Genomic DNA, 23,130 nt, shown 5'->3' on the forward strand with positions numbered 1-23,130 from the left:
GTCTATCCGCCCGACCCGCTGATCGTCCGGCGCGGCCGCGACGCCGTGGGCGACTGAGCCCCGGCCCGGCCGACGACGACGCCGCCCGTCCCCGGGGAGGGGACGGGCGGCGTCGCGGGTCGGCGCGGCTCAGCGGCCGGGACGGTCCACCAGCACGGCGTTGGCGGCGGCGTTGACGGCGGTGACGGCCAGCACCGAGGGCCAGGCGCCGATCCGCTTGGCCAGCGGGTGCGAGAGCCCGAAGCCCAGGACGTAGAGCCCACCGAGCGCGGCCGTGGCCGCCGGGCCGCCGCGGTGCCACCACGAGTGGGCGGCCGCCGCCCCCGCGGCGGCCAGCACGGCCCCGCCCAGGGGGCGAACGCCGGTCGCCCGGGCGGTCGCGTAGCCGCCGATCAGCCCGCCGGTCACGAGCACGGCGGCGGGCACCGACTCCGCCGCGGCCACGGCGCCGTCGAGGGCGCTCACGCGGCGCTCCCCAGGAACTCCTGGAGCCGGCGCAGGCCCTCGGCGAGGTCGTCGTCGCCCAGGGCGTAGGACAGCCGCAGGAAGCCGGAGGGCCCGAACGCCTCGCCGGGCACCACGGCGACCTCGGCCCGCTCGAGGATCAGCTCGGCCAGCTCCGCCGAGGTCTGCGGCACGGCGTCGCCGAAGCGGCGGCCGAGCAGCCCGCGCACGTCGGCGTAGGCGTAGAAGGCGCCGGTGGGCACGGGGCACTCCACGCCCTCGACGGCGTTCAGCGCCTCCACCATGGTCCGGCGCCGGCGGTCGAACGCCTCCCGCATCCGGTGGGCCTCGTCGAGGGGCCCGGACACCGCGGCCAGCGCCGCGCGCTGGGCGACGTTGTTGACGTTGGAGGTCAGGTGGGACTGCAGGTTGGTGGCGGCCTTCACCACGTCCGGGGCCGCGATCATCCAGCCCACGCGCCAGCCGGTCATCGCGTAGGTCTTGGCCACGCCGTTGAGGATCACCACCCGGTCGCCCAGCTCGGGCACGGCGGCGGCGATCGAGGTGAACGGGACGCCGTCGTAGGTGAGGTGCTGGTAGATCTCGTCGGTGAGCACGAAGATCCCCTTCTCGGCCGCCCAGCGGCCCACGGCGGCGGTCTCCTCGGGGGAGTACACCGCGCCGGTGGGGTTGGACGGGGAGCAGAACAGCAGCGCCTTGGTGCGCTCCGTGCAGGCCTCCTCGAGCAGCTCCGGGGTGACCTTGTAGCCGAGCTCCGGGCCGGCGAAGACCTCCACCGGGTTGCCGCCGGCGAGCTTGATGGCCTCCGGGTACGTGGTCCAGTACGGGGCGGGGAGCAGGACGTCGTCGCCCTCGTCCACGACCGTGGCGAAGGCCTGGAACACGGCCTGCTTGCCGCCGTTGGTGACGAGCACCTGCGAGGGCTCCACGGCGTACCCGTCGTCCCGCGCGGTCTGCTCGGCGACCGCCTTCCGCAGCTCGGGCAGGCCCGCGGCCGGCGTGTACCGGAAGTTGGCCGGGTCCTGCAGGGCCGCCGCGGCGGCGTCCACGATGTACTGCGGGGTGGGGAAGTCGGGCTCCCCGGCCCCGAAGCCGATCACGGGGCGGCCGGCGGCCTTGAGCGCCTTCGCCTTGGCGTCCACCGCGAGCGTCGCGGACTCTGCGATGGCGCCGACGCGCCGGGAGATGCGGGATGCGGTCATGACCGGGGGCCTCCTGGAAGGGGGACGGACGGGCGCCGCCGTGCGCGGCGGCGGCGGTGCGGACCTGCCCCATGCTACTCGGGGCCGCCCGGGGGCCCGGGGGCGGGGCGCGCCGCCGTTCCCGGGCGGATTGCACCGGCGCGCCCCGGTCCCCTAGGATGGACGACTGGTGTCATCGACGCCTGCCCGGGCGCGCCGTCGCGGCGGTGCCGGGTGGTAGAGTCGGTGACCGGGTCCGAGCGATCGAGGCCGGCGTGCGCACGCCGGTCAAGGCCGTGAGGCGCGAAGGGCAGTGGCGCAATTGGTAGCGCAGCGGTCTCCAAAACCGCAGGTTGCAGGTTCGAGTCCTGTCTGCCCTGCTCCAGTCCGGAGCGGATCCGGCGCCCCCTCCGGGGGGTGCCGGGCCCGCACGGCGACGGCGGGCCGGCAGCACCGCACGGCCCGCACGAGTCCACACAGGGAGAGCCGATGTCGCAGACCACCGCCGGCAGGGCGTCGGGCCAGCCCCCGGGGCAGGGCGCCGAGAGTCCTCGCGGCATCTTCGGGCGCCTGTTCCTCTTCCTGCGCCAGGTCGTCGGGGAGCTCCGGAAGGTCGTCACCCCCACGCGGCGCGAACTGGTGAACTACGTGCTGGTCGTCCTCGTGTTCGTCGCGTTCATGATGGTGCTCATCTCCGTCCTGGACCTCGCGTTCGGGCAGGCCGCGCTGTGGATCTTCGGGCAGGGCGACGCCGCCGGATGACCCGGGCGGCGCACGGACCGCGCACGGCGACCGTGGCCCAGCAGAGCACGACATCCACGACAGAACAGGGAGATCCAGTGACCGAGCACGAGCTCGAAAACGGCACCGAGGCACCGGCCGAGGTCGACCAGCAGGCCCCGGCGCTGCCGGAGTCCGAGTCCTCCGTGCAGGAGGAGGACTTCGCGGCCGCCCACGCCCCGGAGGAGTCCGCGGCGGCACCCCTCGCCGAGGAGGCGCCCGTTCCGGACGAGGCCCCCGCGGTGGACCCTGTCGAGGAGTTCAAGTCCAAGCTGCGCCGCCAGGAGGGTGACTGGTACGTCATCCACACCTACGCCGGCTACGAGAACCGTGTGAAGACGAACCTCGAGACCCGCATCCAGTCCCTCAACATGGAGGAGGACATCTTCCAGATCGAGGTGCCCATGGAAGAGGTCGTCGAGATCAAGAACGCCCAGCGCAAGGTGGTCCGCCGGGTGAGGATCCCCGGCTACGTGCTGGTGCGCATGAACCTCACCGACGCCTCCTGGGGCGCGGTGCGCCACACCCCGGGCGTGACGGGCTTCGTGGGCCAGGACGCGTACAACCCCGTCCCCCTGCGCCTGGACGAGGTCTTCGAGATGCTCAACCCGGTGTTCGAGGCCCCGCAGGGCGCCGGCGGCGAGGCCGCCGCCCAGCCGAGCGCGCAGCCGCAGATCGACGTCGACTTCGAGGTCGGGGAGTCCGTGATCGTCAAGGAGGGTCCCTTCGAGACCCTTCCCGCCACCATCTCCGAGATCAAGGTGGAGTCCCAGCAGCTCGTCGTCCTCGTGTCGATCTTCGAGCGCGAGACCCCCGTCACCCTCGGCTTCAACCAGGTCTCCAAGATCTGACCCGGCGGGCGCGACCGCCCGCCCACCGTTCCCGTCCCCGCGGCGCATGCTTCGCCGCCGGGGCCGACCGGCCGCCGCGCCACGGCGGCCACCCGCCGTCGTACGCTCCTGTGCGCCGGTACGTCCAGCAGAAGAAGGACCAGCACATGGCTCCCAAGAAGAAGAAGGTCTCCGGCCTCATCAAGCTGCAGATCCAGGCAGGCGCCGCCAACCCGGCGCCCCCCGTGGGCCCGGCCCTCGGTCAGCACGGCGTCAACATCATGGAGTTCTGCAAGGCCTACAACGCGGCCACGGAGTCCCAGCGCGGCAACATCGTCCCCGTGGAGATCACGGTGTACGAGGACCGCTCGTTCACGTTCGTCACCAAGACCCCGCCCGCCGCGCAGCTCATCAAGAAGGCCGCCGGCGTCGCCAAGGGCTCCGGCGTCCCGCACACCCAGAAGGTCGGCAAGCTCACCATGGACCAGGTCCGGGAGATCGCCGAGACCAAGAAGGAAGACCTCAACGCCAACGACATCGACGCCGCGGCGAAGATCATCGCCGGCACCGCCCGCTCGATGGGCATCGAGGTCGAGTGATCAGCCTCGGCTGACACCACCCACCGTTATTGACGTGGCAGGACCGAGCGCGGTCCGCAGACCACAACTGCACAAGGAGAAGAAGCAGATGGCAAAGCGCAGCAAGGCATACCAGGCGGCAGCGGCCCGGATCGGCGAGGGGCTCTACAGCCCGGCCGAGGCCGTGGCCCTGGCCAAGGAGATCGACACCGCCAAGACCGACTCCACCGTGGAGGTCGTCCTCCGGCTCGGCGTGGACCCCCGCAAGGCGGACCAGATGGTCCGCGGCACGGTCAACCTGCCCAACGGCACCGGCAAGACCGCCCGAGTCGTCGTCTTCGCGACCGGCGACAAGGCCGCCGCCGCGGAGGAGGCCGGCGCCGACCACGTGGGCTCCGACGACCTGATCGCCCGCATCCAGGGCGGCTGGACCGACTTCGACGCCGCCGTGGCGACCCCGGACATGATGGGGAAGGTGGGGCGCCTGGGCAAGGTGCTCGGTCCGCGCAACCTCATGCCGAACCCGAAGACGGGCACCGTCACCATGGACGTGACCAAGGCCGTCAACGACATCAAGGGCGGCAAGATCGACTTCCGCGTCGACAAGCACTCGAACCTGCACTTCATCGTGGGCAAGACCTCCTTCGAGGTCGAGAAGCTGGCCGAGAACTACGGCGCCGCGCTCGAGGAGATCCTGCGCCTGAAGCCCTCCGCCTCGAAGGGCCGCTACATCACCAAGGCGACCGTCTCGACCACGTTCGGCCCGGGCATCCCGGTCGACCCGAACGCCACCGAGGTCGTCGTCGGCGCCTGACGCCGCACACCGGGCCCCAGCGGGCCCGCACGGGGGGCCCGGCCGCTGCGGCCGGGCCCCCCGTCGTTCCACCCACGCGAGCCCGGGGGCACCGCCGCCCTCCGGAAGGGAGTCCCCGTGATCGAGCACCCCCCAGTGCGGATCGAGCAGATGCGCATCCCCGACGACTTCGACGACGCCGCCCAGGAGCTGCTGGGCCGGGTCGCCGGTCTGGTGCGCCGGTCCCGTCAGCACGTGTGGGGCATCTCGGACCTCACGGGCGACGCGCAGGAGCTCTACCGGGACCTGCTGGACCCCTTCGAGCGGGTCGTGGTGCTGCTGGCCTGGGCCGGGGACCGGCTCGCGGGCCGGGCCGAGGTGCGCATGCCCCTGGTGGCCTCCACCGGGACCGCGCACATCACCGTCGACGTGGACCCCGACGTCACCTCGCAGGGCACGGGCAGCGAGCTGCTCGGCGCGGCCGAGCAGCTCGCGGTGGGCGAGTCCCGCCGGCACCTGCGGATCCAGACCGAGCACCCCGGCCCGGAGGAGATCCAGGGCGACGGCAGCGTGACCGGGGTCTTCCCCGTGATCACCCCGGGGATGGTCGAATGGGTCGACGCCGCGGACGGCTCCGGCCGCCTGCCCGTCTCCAACCGGCAGACCCGCTTCGCCCTCCACGCCGGGTACCGGCTGGAGTCGGTCAGCGACTTCGGCGTCCTGGAGGTCCCCCTGCCGCCGGCCCGCGTGCAGGCCCTGCTGCGCGAGGTCGCGGCCTCGCCGGCTCCGGAGGCGTACCGCATCCACGTGTGGACCGGGCCCGCCCCCGAGGAGCGGCTCGACGAGCTCGCCGCCCTGCACTCGCGGATGGCCGCCGACTCCTTCCTGGCCCCGGTGGAGGCCGACCCGGAGCCCTGGGACGCCGAGCGGGTGCGCCGCACCGAGCAGCTGCGCGCCGAGGCCGGCAACGTGTCGCTGGTCGCCGTCGCCGAGCACGGGACCACCGGGCGCCTGGTCGGGATGACGGAGATCGTCCTGGCGGGGGAGGACCCGGTGATCGGGATGCAGGACGAGACCGTGGTGCTGCGCGAGCACCGCCGCCGGTGGCTCGCCACCCGTCTCAAGCTCGCGAACCTGCAGCAGCTCGAACGGCTGGCCCCGGCCGTGCGCACCGTGTACTCGTGGTCCCACAGCGGCGACGACCGGATGAGCCGGGTCAACCACCGCCTCGGCTTCCGGGTCGCCGGGCGCAGCGGGGTGTGGTCCCGGGAGTTCCCGGCGGCCTGACCGCCCGGGGACCGAGCCGCTTCGCGCGGGCGGCGCCGATTTGGCGGGCCCGGGGCCCTCGGGTAGGGTGGGCTGTACCAAAGACCGCCGGTCGTGTTCTCCCTGCCTCGTGCGCCCCGTTCAGGAGCGTGCGGAACGGGGAGCAGCCGTAAGAGTTCCGCCAGGAACGGCCAGCGCAGGTGAACCAGCACAGCGAGCACGCCCCGGACCAGGGGTGGGCCGCGGAGCCCCGGGCATCTGCGCGGGGCTTTTTCTGTGTCCGGGCCCTTCCGGCAGCGGCCGGCATCGAAGACCGGAAGGAGTACCATGGCGAACCCGGAAAAGGCAGCCGCGGTCGCCGAGTTGAAGGAACTGTTCTCCAACTCGGACGCCGCTGTCCTGACTGAGTACCGCGGCCTCACCGTGGCCCAGCTCAAGGAGCTGCGCCGCTCGCTCGGTGAGAACGCCGAATACGCCGTGGTGAAGAACACGCTGACCGCGATCGCGGCCAAGGAGATGGGCATCGACGCGTTCGACGGCCAGCTCGCCGGCCCGAGCGCGATCGCCTTCATCTCGGGGGACCCCGTCGAGGCCGCCAAGAGCCTGCGTGACTTCGCCAAGGCGAACCCGCAGCTCGTCGTCAAGGGCGGTTACCTCGAGGGCAAGGCCCTCAGCGAGGCGGAGATCAAGCAGCTCGCGGACCTCGAGTCCCGCGAGGTGCTGCTGGCCAAGGTGGCCGGTGCCGCCCAGGCGTCCCTGTCCCAGGCCGCGGCGCTGTTCCAGGCCCCGCTGTCCAAGACCGTCCGTACGGCCGAGGCGCTGCGCGCCAAGGTCGAGGAGCAGGGCGCCTGACCAGCACCCCGCCGCGAGGCACATTCTCACCACGGAACCAGACCGTCCCGCGCCGACGAACCCGGCCGGGGCACACCATCGAAAAGGAGCCACACCATGGCCAAGCTCACCACCGCTGAACTGATCGACGCGTTCAAGGAGCTCTCCCTCATCGAGCTCTCCGAGTTCGTCAAGGCCTTCGAGGAGACCTTCGACGTCACCGCCGCCGCCCCCGTGGCCGTCGCCGGTGCCGCCGCTCCGGCCGCCGCCGCCGAGGAGGCCGAGGAGCAGACCGAGTTCGACGTCGTGCTCGAGGCCGCCGGCGACAAGAAGATCCAGGTCATCAAGGAGGTCCGCGCGCTGACCTCCCTCGGCCTCAAGGAGGCCAAGGACCTCGTGGACTCGGCCCCCAAGGCCGTCCTCGAGGGCGCCAACAAGGAGGCCGCGGACAAGGCCAAGGAGGCCCTCGAGGGCGCCGGCGCCACCGTCACCCTCAAGTAGGACCCTCCCGGAGGCGCCACGGCGCACCCGATCCCACGAGGCCCCGGACGCACGGCGTCCGGGGCTCGTGCCGTGCCCGCCGGGGTGTGGGACACTGGAGGCACAACCACATCGGCCGCCCACCCGCAGCGGGAGAGTCCGCCGCCGTCCGCCCCCGGACGGCCGGCGGCGCCGAAGGAGCAAATCCTCCCCGGGAATCTCTCAGGCACCCGTACCGCTGCGAGCAGGCCACTCTGAAGAGGTCAACCGCCCCCGGCCACCGGCCCCGGGCGGGGACCACCGACGGTGCAAGCCGGCCCCCGCGCGGAGCCGGTGAAAACTCTCAGGTCAGCGAACAGAGCGGGGAGGGCCGGACGGGCCCCACCGGGCCTCGAACCACGAGGAGCTGACCTTGTCCTTCCTTCCACGCCACCTCGGACCGGACGCGGCCGAGACCGGGATCATGCTCGAGACCATCGGCGCGGCCGACCTCGACGAGCTCGTCGCCCGCGCGGTCCCCCGCAGCATCGCCGGCGACGAGCCCCTGCGGCTGCCGGAGCCCATGTCGGAGCACGAGGCGCTCACCGCCCTGCGCCGGATCGCGGCGAAGAACCGGGTGATGACCCAGATGATCGGCCAGGCTACGCCGAGACCGTCACCCCGCCCGCGCTGCGCCGCAACATCCTCGAGAACCCCGCCTGGTACACCTCCTACACCCCGTACCAGCCGGAGATCTCCCAGGGCCGCCTCGAGGCCCTGCTGACCTTCCAGAACGCCGTCATGGACCTCACCGGCCTCGACCTGGCCAACGCCTCCCTGCTCGACGAGGCCACCGCCGTGGCGGAGGCCGTGCTCATGATGCGCCGCGCCAACCGCAGGTCCGGCAGCCGCCGCGTCGCCGTGGACTCCCGCACCCTGCCGCAGACCCTCGCCGTGCTGCGCGGGCGCTGCCGGGCCGTGGGCATCGACCTGGTCGTCGCCGACCTCGCCGAGGGCCTGCCCGAGGGCGAGTTCTTCGGCGTGGTCCTGACCCAGGTCGGCGTCGACGGGGACGTCGCCGACCTGGCGGAGCGCACGGAGCAGGCCCACGCGCAGGGCGCGCTGGTGGCCGTCGCCACCGACCTGCTGGCCCTCACCCTCCTGCGCTCCCCGGGGGAGCAGGGCGCGGACATCGCCGTCGGCTCCGCCCAGCGCTTCGGGGTGCCCCTGTTCTTCGGCGGGCCCCACGCCGCGTTCATGGCCTGCCGCAAGGGCCTGGAGCGCAATCTGCCCGGCCGCCTGGTGGGCGTCTCGGTGGACTCCTCCGGCCGGCCGGCCTACCGCCTGGCGCTGCAGACCCGCGAGCAGCACATCCGCCGCGAGAAGGCCACCTCCAACATCTGCACGGCCCAGGCGCTGCTGGCCATCGTCGCCGGCGCCTACGCCGCCTACCACGGCGCGGACGGGCTGCGCGCCATCGCCGAGCGCGTGCACGGGCTCGCCGCGCGGCTGGCCGAGGGGCTCTCCGCCGCCGGGGTGCCGGTGGTGCACGGCACGTTCTTCGACACCGTCCTGGCCGAGGTGCCCGGCCGCGCCGACGCGGTCGTCGCGGCCGCCGCCGAGCGCGGCGTCAACGTCCGCCGGGCCGACGCCGACCACGTGTCCGTCTCGGTGGGGGAGCCCCACGACGAGCGCGACGTGGACGCGGTGCTGGCCGCCTTCGGGACCTCCGCCCCCGCGGACGGGACCGCCGTCTGGGACCTGCCGGCCGCGCTGCTGCGCACCGACTCCTACCTCGCCCACCCGGTGTTCACCCTGCACCGCTCCGAGACCGCGATGATGCGCTGGCTGCGCTCCCTCGCGGACAAGGACCTGGCCCTGGACCGGACCATGATCCCGCTGGGCTCCTGCACCATGAAGCTCAACGCGGCCGCGGAGATGGAGCCCATCAGCTGGCCCGAGTTTGCCTCGATCCACCCGCTGGCCCCCGAGGAGCAGACCGTCGGCTACCGGGAGCTCATCGCCCAGCTGGAGTCCTGGCTCGCGGAGATCACCGGCTACGCCGCCGTGTCCGTCCAGCCCAACGCCGGGTCGCAGGGGGAGCTCGCCGGTCTGCTGGCGATCCGCCGCTACCACCTCTCCCGCGGGGACGACCGGCGCACCACCATCCTCATCCCGTCCTCCGCCCACGGCACCAACGCGGCGTCCGCGGTGCTCGCCGACCTGAAGGTCGTGGTGGTGGCCACGGCCGCGGACGGCTCCGTGGACCTGGACGACCTCGACGCGAAGATCGCGGCCGTGGGGGACGAGCTCGCGGGGATCATGATCACCTACCCCTCCACGCACGGGGTGTTCGAGGAGCAGGTCACCGCCGTCTGCGCGGCCGTGCACGACGCCGGCGGGCAGGTCTACGTGGACGGCGCCAACCTCAACGCCCTCATGGGCCTGGCCCGTCCCGGCCGCTTCGGCGGGGACGTCTCCCACCTGAACCTGCACAAGACCTTCTGCATCCCGCACGGGGGCGGCGGACCCGGGGTGGGGCCGGTGGCGGTCGCCGAGCACCTGGTGCCGTTCCTGCCCGAGGACCCCGCCGCCGCGGACGCGGGCGCGGGCGCCGAGACCTTCCCCGTCTCCCAGGCCCGCTACGGCTCAGCCGGGGTGCTGCCGATCTCCTGGATGTACATCGCCATGGCCGGCGCCGAGGGGCTCACCGCCTCCTCGCGCACCGCGATCCTCAGCGCCAACTACGTCTCGGCCCGGCTCGCGGACGTCTTCCCGACGCTGTACACCGGCCCCGGCGGGCTCGTGGCCCACGAGTGCATCCTCGACCTGCGCCCCCTCACCAAGGCCTCGGGGGTCACCGCCGAGGACGTGTGCAAACGGCTGGTCGACTACGGCTTCCACGCCCCCACGCTCGCGTTCCCCGTGGCCGGCACCCTCATGGTCGAGCCCACCGAGTCGGAGAACCTCGCCGAGCTGGACCGCTTCGTGGCCGCGATGCGCTCGATCCACGCCGAGATGCAGGCCGTGGCCGACGGCGAGGTGGCGCTCGAGGACTCCGTGCTCCGCCACGCCCCGCACACCGCGGAGGTGCTCACGGCCGACTCCTGGGAGCGCGCCTACCCGCGCTCCCAGGCCGCCTACCCCCTGCCCGAGCTGCGGCTGGCGAAGTACTGGGTGCCCGTGGGCCGGGTGGAGAACGCCGCCGGGGACCGCAACCTGGTCTGCAGCTGCCCGCCGATCGAGGCCTTCGCCTCGGCCGCGCCGGCGGAGGCGCCCGATGAGCCCCCGCACCACTCCGCTGGAGGCCGCCCACCGGGAGGCCGGTGCCGTGAGCACCGACTTCGGCGGCTGGCAGATGCCCCTCAAGTACGGCAACGACGTCGCCGAGCACCACGCGGTGCGCCGGGCCGCCGGGGTCTTCGACCTGTCCCACATGGGCGAGATCGCCGTGGAGGGCCCGCACGCGGCCGCGTTCCTGGACGCGGCGGTCGTCGCCCGGATGAGCGCCGTGGCCCCCGGCCGGGCGAAGTACTCGCTCCTCGTCGACGAGGCCGGCCGGGTCCTGGACGACCTCATCACCTACCGCCTGGCCGAGGACCGGTTCCTGGTGGTGCCCAACGCGGCGAACACGGCGACCGTGCTGCGAGCGCTGGAGGAGCGCGCGGACGGCCACGACGTCGCGGTCGAGGACCGCACGGAGGCCACCGCCCTGGTGGCCGTCCAGGGCCCCGCGGCCCAGGACACGCTGCTCGCCGCCGGCTGCGCCGACCCGGACGCCGTGCGGGAGCTGGGGTACTACGCCTGCACGACCACCGAGGTCGCCGGGGCGCCCGCGCTCGTGGCCCGCACCGGGTACACGGGCGAGGACGGCTTCGAGCTCTACGTGGCCCCCGAGCACGCGCGCACCGTGTGGGACGCGCTGCTCGCGGCGGGGGAGGACCGCGGGGTCGTGCCCGCCGGGCTCGCCGCCCGCGACTCGCTGCGCCTCGAGGCGGGGATGCCGCTGTACGGCCACGAGCTCGGCCCCGACATCACGCCGTTCGAGGCCGGGCTGGGCCGGCTCGTGGAGGCGGCGCTGCGGAGCAAGGGCGATTTCGTGGGGCGGGCGGCGCTCGAGGAGCAGGCGGCCGCGCCCCCGGCCCGGGTGCTGGTGGGCCTGCGGGGGCTCACCCGCCGCCCCGTCCGGGCCGGCAACACGGTGCTCGCCGGGGACGAGACGGTCGGCGAGGTCACCAGCGGCGTCCCGTCACCGACCCTCGGCCACCCGGTGGCCATGGCCCTCGTGCAGCCGGCGGCGCTGGAGGCCGGGGTCCCGCTCGAGGCCGACGTGCGGGGCCGCCGCGCCCCCGTGGAGGTCGTCGGGCTGCCCTTCTATCGCCGCAGCTGAGACGCACGGCACGAAATTCCTCATCCTACGGCCGGTGGGCGCCCGCGTCCACCGGCCGGGTGGACAGACCGGCCACTCCGGCCTATGCTGGATATTTGCGTTGTCCCTCATTCTGCGTGCCTTCATATAGCGGTGGGCACCCCCGGGGCGCGAACCAGCGGCTCAGCGCGCTGGCCCGCGCACACCCGTAACCCCGATCTCGGGAACTGCGCGATTCAACTGCAGGTCTGTGGAAGGAATCCATCTTGGTCGCCTCGAGCACCGATTCGAACGTAACCGCTAACCGCCCGGCAGACGGGAACCTCCCGCGCCGCATCTCCTTCGCCAAGATCCACGAACCGCTGGACGTGCCGAACCTGCTGGCCCTCCAGACGGACAGCTTCGACCGTCTCGTCGGCAACGAGCGCTGGCAGGCCCGCGTCCAGCAGGCCGTCGAGAGCGGTGAGCAGGGCATCGCCCGCACCTCCGGGCTCTCCGACATCTTCAAGGAGATCTCCCCGATCGAGGACTTCCAGGGCACCATGTCCCTGTCCTTCTCGGAGCCGGAGTTCTACGAGCCCAAGTACACCATGGACGAGTGCAAGGACCGGGACGCCACGTACTCGGCGCCCCTGTACGTCAAGGCCGAGTTCATGAACAACAACACGGGCGAGATCAAGCAGCAGACCGTGTTCATGGGCGACTTCCCGCTGATGACCGAGAAGGGCACCTTCGTCATCAACGGCACCGAGCGTGTCGTCGTGTCCCAGCTCGTCCGCTCCCCGGGCGCCTACTTCGAGCGCGGCCAGGACCGCACCTCGGACAAGGACATCTACTCCGCCAAGATCATCCCCTCCCGCGGGGCCTGGTTCGAGCTGGAGATCGACAAGCGGGACCAGGTGGGCGTGCGCCTGGACCGCAAGCGCAAGCAGTCCGTCACCGTGCTGCTCAAGGCCCTGGGCTGGAGCGAGTCCCGCATCCTCGAGGAGTTCGGGGAGTTCGACTCGATCCGCGCCACCCTCGAGAAGGACACCGTCGACTCGCGCGAGGACGCGCTGCTGGACATCTACCGCAAGCTGCGCCCGGGGGAGCCCCCCACGGTCGACGCCGCGCAGGCGCTGCTGGACAACATGTACTTCAACGCCAAGCGCTACGACCTCGCCAAGGTGGGTCGCTACAAGATCAACCGGAAGCTGGGCCTGGACAAGGCGTTCGAGGACGAGGACGCCTCGGTGCTGTCCGTCGACGACATCGTCGCGATGATCCGCTACCTCGTGACCCTGCACGCCGGCGGCGGCACCATCCAGGGCGTGCGCAACGGCGAGGCCCGGGAGATCGTCGTGGACGTCGACGACATCGACCACTTCGGCAACCGCCGCATCCGCGCGGTCGGCGAGCTGATCGAGAACCAGATCCGCACCGGGCTCTCCCGCATGGAGCGGGTCGTGCGCGAGCGCATGACCACCCAGGACGTGGAGGCGATCACCCCGCAGACCCTGATCAACATCCGTCCCGTCGTGGCGGCGATCAAGGAGTTCTTCGGCACCTCGCAGCTGTCGCAGTTCATGGACCAGAACAACCCGCTGGCGGGGCTGACCCACAAGCGGCGCCTGTCCGCGCTGGGCCCGGGCGGTCTCTCCCGCGACCGCGCCGGCATGGAGGTCCGTGACGTCCACCCCTCGCACTACGGCCGCATGTGCCCGATCGAGACCCCTGAGGGCTCCAACATCGGCCTCATCGGCTCGCTGGCGACCTACGGGCGGATCAACCCGTTCGGCTTCATCGAGACCCCGTACCGCAAGGTCGTGGAGGGCGTCGTGACCGACGACGTCGAGTACCTCACCGCCGACGACGAGCGCGGCGTCACGATCGCGCAGGCCAACGCCCCGCTGACCACCGACAACCGGTTCGCCGAGGACGCCGTGCTCGCGCGCGCCGCCGACGGCTCGGGCGAGGCCGTGCTGGTCGACCCGACCGCCGTGCAGTTCATGGACGTGTCCCCGCGGCAGATGGTGTCCGTGGCGACCGCGCTCATCCCGTACCTCGAGCACGACGACGCCAACCGCGCGCTCATGGGCGCCAACATGCAGCGCCAGGCCGTGCCGCTGCTCGAGTCCGAGGCCCCGCTCGTGGGCACCGGCATGGAGCGCTACGCGGCCCTGGACGCCGGCGACTCGGTGCTGGCCCGCAAGGCCGGCGTGGTCGAGGAGGTCTCCGCCAACCTGGTGCGCGTGCTCAACGACGACGGGACGACCACCGTCTACCCGATCAACAAGTTCACGCGCTCCAACCCGGGCAACACCTACAACCAGCGCGTGATCGTCTCCGAGGGCGAGCGTGTCGAGGAGCGCTCGGTCATCGCCGACGGCCCCTCCACGGACCAGGGCGAGCTGGCCCTGGGCAAGAACCTGCTGGTGGCCTACATGTCCTGGGAGGGCCTCAACTACGAGGACGCGATCATCCTCTCCCAGCGGATGGTCTCCGAGGACGTGCTCACCTCGATCCACATCGAGGAGCACGAGATCGACGCCCGCGACACCAAGCTGGGCGCCGAGGAGATCACCCGGGACATCCCCAACGTGTCCGAGGAGGTGCTGTCCGCCCTCGACGAGCGCGGCATCATCCACATCGGCGCCGAGGTGCAGGCCGGCGACATCCTGGTCGGCAAGGTCACGCCCAAGGGCGAGACCGAGCTCACCCCGGAGGAGCGGCTGCTGCGCGCGATCTTCGGCGAGAAGTCCCGCGAGGTGCGCGACACGTCCCTGAAGGTGCCCCACGGCGAGTCCGGCACCGTCATCGGCGTGCGCGTCTTCGACCGCGACGACGAGGACGACGACCTGCCCGCGGGCGTCAACCAGGTGGTCCGGGTGTACGTGGCGCAGAAGCGCAAGATCACCGACGGCGACAAGCTCGCCGGCCGGCACGGCAACAAGGGCGTCATCTCGAAGATCCTGCCGCTGGAGGACATGCCGTTCCTGGAGGACGGCACCCCGGTGGACATCATCCTCAACCCGCTGGGCGTGCCCGGCCGCATGAACCTGGGGCAGGTCCTCGAGGTGCACACCGGCTGGCTGGCCAAGCAGGGCTGGACCATCGAGGGCGACCCCGAGTGGCTGGACCGGCTGCCGAACTTCCCGAAGCAGTCGGGTCCCACGAACGTGGCGACCCCGGTGTTCGACGGCGCGCGCGAGGAGGAGATCTTCGACCTCCTCGACCACACCAACCCGACCCGCGACGGCGTGCGCCTGATCGACCGGTCCGGCAAGGCCCGGCTGTTCGACGGACGCTCCGGCGAGCCGTTCCCCGACCCGGTGTCGGTGGGCTACCAGTACATCCTGAAGCTGCACCACCTGGTCGACGACAAGATCCACGCGCGCTCGACCGGCCCGTACTCCATGATCACCCAGCAGCCGCTGGGCGGTAAGGCGCAGTTCGGCGGCCAGCGCTTCGGCGAGATGGAGGTCTGGGCGCTCGAGGCGTACGGCGCCGCCTACACGCTGCAGGAGCTGCTGACGGTCAAGTCCGACGACGTGCACGGGCGCGTGAAGGTCTACGAGGCCATCGTCAAGGGCGAGAACATCCCCGAGCCGGGTGTTCCCGAGTCCTTCAAGGTGCTCATCAAGGAGATGCAGTCGCTGTGCCTGAACGTCGAGGTGCTCTCGGCCGACGGCAACACCATCGAGATGCGCGATTCGGATGACGAGGTCTTCCGGGCGGCCGAGGAACTGGGCATCGATCTCTCGCACTCCGAGCCCAGCTCGGTCGAAGAGGTCTGAGACCCTCCGTTCCACCCCCGACGAGACGTCAAACTTTCCAGAGAAAGAGATAAAGGACCCTCATGTCCAACGAATCTTCACTTGGCCTCATGCGGATCGGTCTTGCCACCGCGGAGGACATCCGGACCTGGTCGTACGGCGAGGTCAAGAAGCCGGAGACCATCAACTACCGCACGCTCAAGCCGGAGAAGGACGGCCTGTTCTGCGAGAAGATCTTCGGCCCCACCCGGGACTGGGAGTGCTACTGCGGCAAGTACAAGCGGGTGCGCTACAAGGGCATCATCTGCGAGCGCTGCGGCGTGGAGGTCACCCGTGCCAAGGTGCGCCGTGAGCGCATGGGCCACATCGAGCTCGCCGCTCCCGTGACCCACATCTGGTACTTCAAGGGCGTGCCCTCGCGGCTGGGCTACCTGCTGGACCTCGCCCCGAAGGACCTCGAGAAGGTCATCTACTTCGCGGCGTACATGATCACCTCGGTGGACGAGGACGCCCGCCACGACGACCTGCCCAACCTGCAGGCCGCCGTGGACCGGGAGAAGGCCCAGATGGAGGCCACCCGCGACGCCGACATCGCCGCGATCGCCCGCGACCTCGAGACCGAGCTCGGCCGCGTCGAGGAGGAGGGCGGCAAGGCCGCGGAGAAGCGCAAGCTCCGCGACTCCGCCGACCGCCAGATGGCCAACGTGCGCAAGCGCGCCAACCTGGAGATCGACCGCCTCGAGCAGGTCTGGGACCGCTTCAAGAACCTCAAGGTCAACGACCTCGAGGGCGACGAGGCGCTCTACCGCGTGATGGTGGACCGCTACGGCATGTACTTCGAGGGCTCGATGGGCGCCGAGGCGATCAAGAAGCGCCTGGAGACCTTCGACCTCGAGGCGGAGGCCGAGTCCCTGCGCGAGACCATCGCCACGGGCAAGGGCCAGCGCAAGACCCGTGCCCTGAAGCGGCTGAAGGTCGTCAACGCGTTCCTGACCACGGACAACTCCCCGCTGGGCATGGTCCTGGACGCCGTCCCGGTGATCCCGCCGGAACTGCGCCCCATGGTCCAGCTCGACGGCGGCCGCTTCGCCACCTCGGACCTCAACGACCTCTACCGGCGCGTGATCAACCGCAACAACCGCCTCAAGCGGCTGCTGGACCTCGGCGCCCCGGAGATCATCGTCAACAACGAGAAGCGGATGCTCCAGGAGGCCGTGGACTCGCTGTTCGACAACGGCCGCCGCGGCCGCCCGGTCACCGGGCCGGGCAACCGTGCGCTGAAGTCGCTGTCCGACATGCTCAAGGGCAAGCAGGGCCGGTTCCGCCAGAACCTGCTCGGCAAGCGCGTCGACTACTCGGGCCGCTCGGTCATCGTGGTCGGCCCGCAGCTGAAGCTGCACCAGTGCGGCCTGCCCAAGCAGATGGCGCTCGAGCTGTTCAAGCCGTTCGTGATGAAGCGGCTCGTGGACCTCAACCACGCGCAGAACATCAAGTCGGCCAAGCGGATGGTCGAGCGCTACCGCCCCCAGGTGTGGGACGTGCTGGAGGAGGTCATCACCGAGCACCCCGTGCTGCTCAACCGTGCCCCCACCCTGCACCGTCTGGGCATCCAGGCGTTCGAGCCGCAGCTCGTCGAAGGCAAGGCCATCCAGCTCCACCCGCTCGTGTGCGGCGCGTTCAACGCCGACTTCGACGGCGACCAGATGGCCGTGCACCTGCCCCTGTCCCCGGAGGCCCAGGCCGAGGCCCGCATCCTGATGCTGTCCTCGAACAACATCCTGAAGCCCTCGGACGGCAAGCCGATCGCCCTGCCCTCGCAGGACATGATCATCGGCCTGTACCACCTCACCACCGTCCGCGAGGGCGAGGTGGGGGAGGGCCGCTCGTTCTCCTCCGTGGCCGAGGCGATCATGGCCCACGACGCGGGCAAGCTGCACCTGAACGCCCTGTGCCGGATCGAGCTGGACGACTTCGTGCCGTTCGAGGGCTGGACCGCACCCGAGGGCTGGGAGCCGGGCCGTCCGGTCCTGGTGGAGACCACCCTGGGCCGCGTGCTGTTCAACGACACGCTGCCGGAGGACTACCCCTGGGACGAGGCCGTCGCGGACAAGAAGCACCTGTCCGCGCTGGTCAACGACCTCGCGGAGCGGTACCCGATGGTGACCGTGGCGCACACGCTGGACGAGCTCAAGGACGCCGGGTTCCACTGGGCGGCCCGCTCGGGCGTGACCGTGGCGATCTCCGACATCGCCACCCCGCCGGAGAAGCCCGCCATCATGGAGGGCTACGAGGCGCAGGCCGCGAAGATCCAGGGCCAGTACGACCGCGGTCTGATCGACGACGACGAGCGCCGCTCGGAGCTCATCGACATCTGGACCAAGGCCACCGACGAGGTCGCCGAGGCCATGCAGGCCAACCTCTCGCCGCTGAACACCATCAACCGCATGGTGTCCTCCGGCGCCCGAGGCAACTGGATGCAGGTCCGCCAGATCGCCGGCATCCGCGGGCTCGTGTCCAACCCGAAGGGCGAGATCATGCCCCGCCCGATCAAGTCCTCGTACCGCGAGGGCCTGTCGGTGCTGGAGTACTTCATCGCGACCCACGGTGCCCGCAAGGGCCTGGCCGACACCGCGCTGCGCACGGCGAACTCGGGCTACCTGACCCGTCGCCTGGTGGACGTCTCCCAGGACGTCATCGTGCGCGAGGCGGACTGCATGACGGAGCGCGGCCTGAACCTGCCGCTCGCCGACGTGGCGGAGACCGGTGCGCGCACCCTGCACGAGGACATCGAGAACACCGTGCACGGCCGCGTGCTCGCGGTGGACGCGGTGGACGCGAACGGGGAGATCCTCGCCTCGGCCGGCACGGACCTCTCCGACCCGCTGATCCACGCGCTGTTCAACGGCGGGATCGACACGGTGCGCGTGCGCTCCGTGCTGACCTGCGAGTCCGCGGTCGGCGTGTGCGCGGCGTGCTACGGCCGCTCCCTGGCGTCCAACCAGCTCGTGGACATCGGCGAGGCGGTGGGCATCATCGCCGCGCAGTCGATCGGCGAGCCGGGCACCCAGCTCACGATGCGCACCTTCCACACCGGTGGTGTGGCGTCCTCGGACGGTGACATCACCCAGGGTCTGCCCCGTATCCAGGAGCTCTTCGAGGCCCGCACGCCCAAGGGCGTCGCGCCGATCTCGGAGGTCGCCGGGCGGGTGAGCCTCGAGGACACCGAGAAGTCGCTGAAGGTCGTCGTGACCCCGGACAACGGGGACGAGGCGATCGGCTACCCGGTGCTGCGCCGCGCCAAGCTGCTCGTCACCGAGGGCGACCACGTCGAGGTCGGCCAGCAGCTGGTCTCGGGCGCCGTCGACCCCAAGGAGGTGCTGCGCATCCGCGGTCCGCGGCAGGCGCAGAAGCACCTCGTGGACGAGGTGCAGCGCGTGTACCGCTCGCAGGGCGTGGGCATCCACGACAAGCACGTGGAGGTCATCGTGCGGCAGATGCTGCGCCGCGTGACGATCATCGAGTCCGGCGAGACGGACCTGCTGCCGGGCGAGCTCGTCGAGAACGTCCGCTTCCTGGAGGCCAACCGGAAGGCGGTGGCCGAGAGCACCCGGCCCGCCGCCGGCCGACCGGAGCTGATGGGCATCACCAAGGCCTCGCTGGCCACCGACTCGTGGCTGTCGGCCGCGTCCTTCCAGGAGACCACCCGCGTGCTCACGCAGGCGGCCATGGAGGGCAAGTCCGACCCGCTGGTGGGCCTCAAGGAGAACGTGATCATCGGCAAGCTGATCCCGGCCGGCACCGGGCTCGCGCGGTACAACAACATCGACGTGGAGCCGACGGACGAGGCGAAGGCCTCGCTGTTCACGGAGCCGGGGGCGTTCTCGGACTTCAGCTACGCGGAGGAGAACTCCGCGCCGGCCGAGTTCCAGGCGATCCCGCTGGAGGACTACGACTTCGGGTCCAACTGAGGTCGGCGTCCTGCCAGGGACGTGATCACGCGGTGATCAGCACGGCAGCCCCGCCCCGGAGGAGCACCTCCGGGGCGGGGCTGCCGCCGTTGCACGGCAGGGCGCACGCCGGGCGCGCCGCCCGGCGTGCGCCCTCCGCCTCCGGAAAGGAACCAGCAGGACCATGGCCAACTCACCCAGCGGGGAGTCCGTGCTCGAGCGCGCGGACCGCATCCTCGCGGCCTTCACGGCGGAGGAGCCCCGGCTGACCGGGGCCGGCATCGCCGCCCGCACCGGACTGCCCCCGGCCACGGCCCACCGCCTGGTGCGGGAGATGGCCCGCCGGGGGTGGCTCGACCGCGTCGAGGGCGGGCGCTACGTCGTCGGCACCCGGCTGTGGGAGCTGGCCAACCGCTCCTCCCGGGAGCTCGGCCTGGCGCAGGCCGCCCGCCCGTTCATGGGGGACATCCACGCGGTGCTGCGCCAGCACGTGCAGCTCGGCATCGTGGAGGGCCGGGAGGTGCTGCTGGTGGAACGGCTGTCCCACCCGCGGGCGGTCCCCGTCCGGTCCGCGGTGGCGGGACGGCTGCCCCTGCACCTGTCGGCCACGGGGCTGGTGCTGCTGGCCCACGCCGCCGAGGAGTTCCGGGAGAGCTACCTCGAGGGCCCGCTCCCCGCGCTCACCGAGCTCTCGCCCACGGACCCGGGGGTGCTCGCGGAGGAGCTCGCCCGCATCCGGAGCGCCGGGCACGCCCTGCAGACGGGCTACCTCGAGACGGACACGGCCGGCATCGCCGTCCCCGTGCGCGGCCGGGGCGAGCAGGTGGTGGCGGGGCTGGGGGTGATCACGCCCGCCGGCGACCCCGCCGCCCGGGCCGGGGCCATCGTCCAGGCCCTGCACACCGCGGCGCACGGCATCCGGCGCACGCTGCGGCAGACCCGCCGGGACACGACCGAGTGAGCGGCCCGCTCCTGTCCCGTTGAACGGGAGCCCTGTGGTGGCCCCCACAGGGCGCTGAGAGACTGGACACATCCCGTCCGCCGTCCCAGGAGCACCCATGAGCACCGAGCGCACCGTTTCCTCGACCCGCGTCGGCATCGTCGGCGCCGGCCCGGCGGGGCTCATGCTCGCCCATCTCCTGGACCGGGCCGGGATCGACAGCATCGTGGTGGAGAAGCGCGACCGGGACACGATCCACGCCACCCACCGCGCCGGCATCCTGGAGGCCGCCACGGTGCGGATGCTCACCGAGACGGGCGTGGACGGGCGCGTGCTCACCGAGGGCCACGAGCACCGGGGCACCGTCCTGCGCTTCCAGGGCGAGAGCCACCGCATCGACTTCCAGGACCTCGTCGGCCACTCCGTGTGGCTCTACCCGCAGAACGAGGTGTTCTGGGACCTGGCCGCGGCCCGCGAGCGCGACGGCGGGGACGTCCGCTGGTCGGTCACGGACACCGAGGTCCTCGACCTGGACACGGACCGGCCGCGGATCCGCTTCACCGACGCCGAGGGCGCGCCGTGCGAGGTCCGCTGCGACGTCCTCGTGGGCGCCGACGGATCCCAGAGCGTCTGCCGCCGCGCGATCCCGGAGCACGCGCGCACCGACAACTTCGTCGAGTACCCCTTCGCGTGGTTCGGCATCCTCACCGAGGCCCCGCCGAGCGCCCCCGAGCTCATCTACGCGAACTCCGAGCACGGCTTCGCCCTGATCTCCTCGCGCAGCGAGAGCGTCCAGCGCATGTACTTCCAGTGCGACCCGGAGGAGGACGTCGCCCAGTGGGACGACGAGCGGATCTGGGCCGAGCTGCAGCGCCGCGTCGACGGACCGGACGGTCTGCGGCTGCAGCAGGGGCCGATCTTCGACAAGACCGTGCTGAAGTTCCGCTCCTACGTCTGCGAGCCGCTGCGCCACGGCCGCCTCTTCCTCGTGGGCGACGCCGGCCACACGGTGCCGCCGACCGGGGCGAAGGGGCTGAACCTGGCGTTCTGTGACGTCCGCGCCCTGGCCCCGGCGCTGATCGGCTTCTTCCGGGACGGCGACGACTCCGGGCTGGCCGGCTATTCGGCCACCGCCCTGGAGCGGGTCTGGAAGGCGCAGAACTTCTCCTACTGGGCGACCAACCTGCTGCACGCCCAGCCGGGGGAGAACCCCTTCCACCAGAAGCGCCGGCACGGGGAGTTCACCGCGATCACCTCGTCCGCCCGCGGCGCCGCCTACTTCGCCGAGTGCTACACCGGCTGGCCCGAGGACTGACCCGCAGCTGTCGCCCGGCACCTGCCGCCGTGTTCGCATCACGAACACTTGTACGAAGGACGCACCGATGCGCTAGAGTGCGGAGAGTCCTCCGCCGGGACGGCCGTCCGGTGCGGCAGCCCTCCTGCACCAGCGCAGCCACCCCGCAACAGAGGAGTTGAACCATGGCAGAGGAAGACCAGGACGCGCTCGACGGCGCCTTCGAGCCGGTCTCGTGGACCCGGGGCGCCGACGACGCGGCCGAGACCCAGGCGGAGCTGAGCCGGGAGATGGACCGGATCGGTGAGGAGTACGCCGCCTCGGGGGCCGCAGAGACGCAGCCCCGCCTGGACTACGCGCCCTACCGCAGCTCGGTGCTGCGCCACCCCACCAAGGACCTGCACCACGCGGACCCGGAGACCATCGAGCTGCACGCCCCCGCCTTCGGCGACCGGGACGTGCACGTGCTCGAGTCGGACCTGACCGTCCAGGCGCAGGGGGAGCCCATCGGCGAGCGGATCAAGATCCGCGGGCGGGTCCTCGACGGCGACGGCCGCCCGGTGCGCCGCCAGCTGGTGGAGATCTGGCAGGCCAACGCCGCCGGGCGCTACATCCACAAGCGCGACCAGCACCCGGCGCCCGTCGACCCGAACTTCACGGGCGTGGGCCGGTGCCTCACCGGCGAGGACGGCTCCTACGAGTTCGTCACCATCAAGCCCGGCCCCTACCCCTGGAAGAACCACCGCAACGCGTGGCGTCCCGCGCACGTGCACTTCTCCCTGTTCGGCACGGACTTCACCCAGCGGATGATCACCCAGATGTACTTCCCGAACGACCCGCTGTTCGACCTCGACCCGATCTACCGGTCGATCGTCGACCCCGCGGCCCGCGAGCGGCTCGTGGCGCGGTACGACCACGAGATCTCCGAGCACGAGTGGCTGCTCGGCTACCGGTGGGACATCGTGCTCAGCGGCTCCCACCGCACCTGGACGGAAGGCGACTCCGATGCATGAGACCCCCACGAGGACCCAGCTGCCGGCCACCCCCGGCCAGACCGTCGGGCCGTTCTTCGGCTACGCGCTGCCCTACGAGGGCGGCGAGCAGCTCGTGCCGTTGGGGCACCCGCAGGCGGTGCGCCTGCACGGGGACGTCGTCGACGGCCACGGGGCGCCGGTGCCCGACGCCCTGCTGGAGATCTGGCAGGCCGACGGCAACGGCGAGGTCCCCTCCGCGCCGGGCTCGCTGCGGCGGGACGGCTGGACCTTCACCGGCTTCGGCCGCGCGGCCGTGGACCACGCAGGGCACTACACCTTCACGACCGTCGACCCCGGCCCGACCGAGCCGGGCCGGGCACCGTTCATCGCGCTGACCCTCTTCGGCCGCGGCGTCACGAACCGGCTGTTCACCCGCGTCTACCTGCCGGAGGACGCCGAGGCGCTGGCGCAGGACCCGCTGCTGGCCTCGCTGCCGCAGGAGCGCCGCCGCACCCTGATCGCCCAGCGGGAGGCCGACGGCTCCCTGCGCTTCGACCTGCGGCTGCAGGGGGAGGGGGAGACCGTCTTCCTCACCTATCCCCGCCACGAGCAGTGACCCGCCACCAGCAGTGACCTCCCCGCACAGGGGCCCGGCCGGACCGGGCCCC

General features: G+C 71.9%; 16 protein-coding genes, 1 tRNA gene, 1 pseudogene and 1 riboswitch. Of the genes and pseudogenes, 16 read left to right on the top strand and 2 right to left on the bottom strand.

Annotated features, from left to right (window positions below; all coding sequences use genetic code 11):
* Positions 1-129: 129 nt before the first annotated feature.
* Both BJF77_RS01490 and BJF77_RS01495 read right to left on the bottom strand, forming a co-directional pair.
* Positions 130-465, bottom strand: a complete 336-nt coding sequence (locus tag BJF77_RS01490; RefSeq protein ID WP_082157441.1) for a hypothetical protein — start codon at positions 463-465, stop codon at positions 130-132.
* Positions 462-1,667 carry a pyridoxal phosphate-dependent aminotransferase gene (locus BJF77_RS01495; protein ID WP_047803895.1) on the bottom strand — a complete coding sequence of 402 codons (1,206 nt, stop codon included), beginning with the start codon at positions 1,665-1,667 and terminating at the stop codon, positions 462-464. Before BJF77_RS01495 ends, BJF77_RS01490 begins: the two co-directional genes overlap by 4 nt.
* Positions 1,668-1,953: 286 nt before the next feature.
* Between BJF77_RS01495 and BJF77_RS01500 the strand changes: the two genes are divergently transcribed.
* The 16 genes and pseudogenes from BJF77_RS01500 to pcaG all read left to right on the top strand — a co-directional run bounded on the left by BJF77_RS01500 (position 1,954) and on the right by pcaG (position 23,078).
* Positions 1,954-2,026, top strand: a tRNA-Trp gene (locus BJF77_RS01500).
* Between the two features lie 109 nt (positions 2,027-2,135).
* Complete coding sequence (gene secE / locus BJF77_RS01505) at positions 2,136-2,408, top strand: preprotein translocase subunit SecE (protein WP_047803896.1); 273 nt, start codon at positions 2,136-2,138, stop codon at positions 2,406-2,408.
* A 77-nt stretch (positions 2,409-2,485) separates the two neighbouring features.
* Positions 2,486-3,277: a transcription termination/antitermination protein NusG gene (gene nusG / locus BJF77_RS01510; RefSeq protein WP_047803897.1), complete on the top strand. Its 792-nt coding sequence runs from the start codon at positions 2,486-2,488 to the stop codon at positions 3,275-3,277.
* A 146-nt stretch (positions 3,278-3,423) separates the two neighbouring features.
* A complete protein-coding gene (gene rplK / locus BJF77_RS01515; RefSeq protein ID WP_047803898.1) occupies positions 3,424-3,855 on the top strand; it encodes a 50S ribosomal protein L11 in 432 nt (143 codons plus the stop codon).
* Between the two features lie 88 nt (positions 3,856-3,943).
* A complete protein-coding gene (rplA, locus tag BJF77_RS01520; RefSeq protein WP_047803899.1) occupies positions 3,944-4,648 on the top strand; it encodes a 50S ribosomal protein L1 in 705 nt (234 codons plus the stop codon).
* A 117-nt stretch (positions 4,649-4,765) separates the two neighbouring features.
* A complete protein-coding gene (locus tag BJF77_RS01525) occupies positions 4,766-5,914 on the top strand; it encodes a GNAT family N-acetyltransferase (RefSeq protein ID WP_047803900.1) in 1,149 nt (382 codons plus the stop codon).
* Between the two features lie 306 nt (positions 5,915-6,220).
* Complete coding sequence (rplJ, locus tag BJF77_RS01530) at positions 6,221-6,745, top strand: 50S ribosomal protein L10 (protein WP_062734975.1); 525 nt, start codon at positions 6,221-6,223, stop codon at positions 6,743-6,745.
* A gap of 96 nt (positions 6,746-6,841) precedes the next feature.
* On the top strand, positions 6,842-7,225 hold the full coding sequence (rplL, locus tag BJF77_RS01535) for a 50S ribosomal protein L7/L12 (protein ID WP_047803902.1): 384 nt from the start codon (positions 6,842-6,844) through the stop codon (positions 7,223-7,225).
* Between the two features lie 119 nt (positions 7,226-7,344).
* Positions 7,345-7,452: riboswitch (glycine riboswitch) on the top strand.
* A gap of 164 nt (positions 7,453-7,616) precedes the next feature.
* Positions 7,617-10,441 (top strand): annotated as a pseudogene (gene gcvP / locus BJF77_RS01540) (aminomethyl-transferring glycine dehydrogenase); the annotation flags it as partial.
* Between the two features lie 22 nt (positions 10,442-10,463).
* Positions 10,464-11,573, top strand: coding sequence for a glycine cleavage system aminomethyltransferase GcvT (gene gcvT, locus BJF77_RS01545; RefSeq protein ID WP_075871085.1), 1,110 nt, complete (start codon positions 10,464-10,466; stop codon positions 11,571-11,573).
* Between the two features lie 245 nt (positions 11,574-11,818).
* On the top strand, positions 11,819-15,328 hold the full coding sequence (gene rpoB, locus BJF77_RS01550; protein ID WP_075871086.1) for a DNA-directed RNA polymerase subunit beta: 3,510 nt from the start codon (positions 11,819-11,821) through the stop codon (positions 15,326-15,328).
* A 62-nt stretch (positions 15,329-15,390) separates the two neighbouring features.
* Positions 15,391-19,275: a DNA-directed RNA polymerase subunit beta' gene (locus BJF77_RS01555; RefSeq protein WP_075871087.1), complete on the top strand. Its 3,885-nt coding sequence runs from the start codon at positions 15,391-15,393 to the stop codon at positions 19,273-19,275.
* 163 nt (positions 19,276-19,438) lie between these two features.
* Positions 19,439-20,215, top strand: a complete 777-nt coding sequence (locus tag BJF77_RS01560; protein ID WP_075871088.1) for an IclR family transcriptional regulator — start codon at positions 19,439-19,441, stop codon at positions 20,213-20,215.
* A gap of 97 nt (positions 20,216-20,312) precedes the next feature.
* Complete coding sequence (locus BJF77_RS01565; RefSeq protein ID WP_075871089.1) at positions 20,313-21,509, top strand: 4-hydroxybenzoate 3-monooxygenase; 1,197 nt, start codon at positions 20,313-20,315, stop codon at positions 21,507-21,509.
* A 269-nt stretch (positions 21,510-21,778) separates the two neighbouring features.
* On the top strand, positions 21,779-22,501 hold the full coding sequence (gene pcaH, locus BJF77_RS01570; RefSeq protein WP_304440972.1) for a protocatechuate 3,4-dioxygenase subunit beta: 723 nt from the start codon (positions 21,779-21,781) through the stop codon (positions 22,499-22,501).
* Positions 22,494-23,078 carry a protocatechuate 3,4-dioxygenase subunit alpha gene (pcaG, locus tag BJF77_RS01575; protein WP_075871091.1) on the top strand — a complete coding sequence of 195 codons (585 nt, stop codon included), beginning with the start codon at positions 22,494-22,496 and terminating at the stop codon, positions 23,076-23,078. The genes pcaH and pcaG overlap by 8 nt, the downstream gene beginning before the upstream one ends.
* Positions 23,079-23,130: the final 52 nt, after the last annotated feature.

The sequence above is a fragment of the Kocuria sp. CNJ-770 genome, assembly GCF_001942375.1.
Classification (GTDB): domain Bacteria; phylum Actinomycetota; class Actinomycetes; order Actinomycetales; family Micrococcaceae; genus Kocuria; species Kocuria oceani.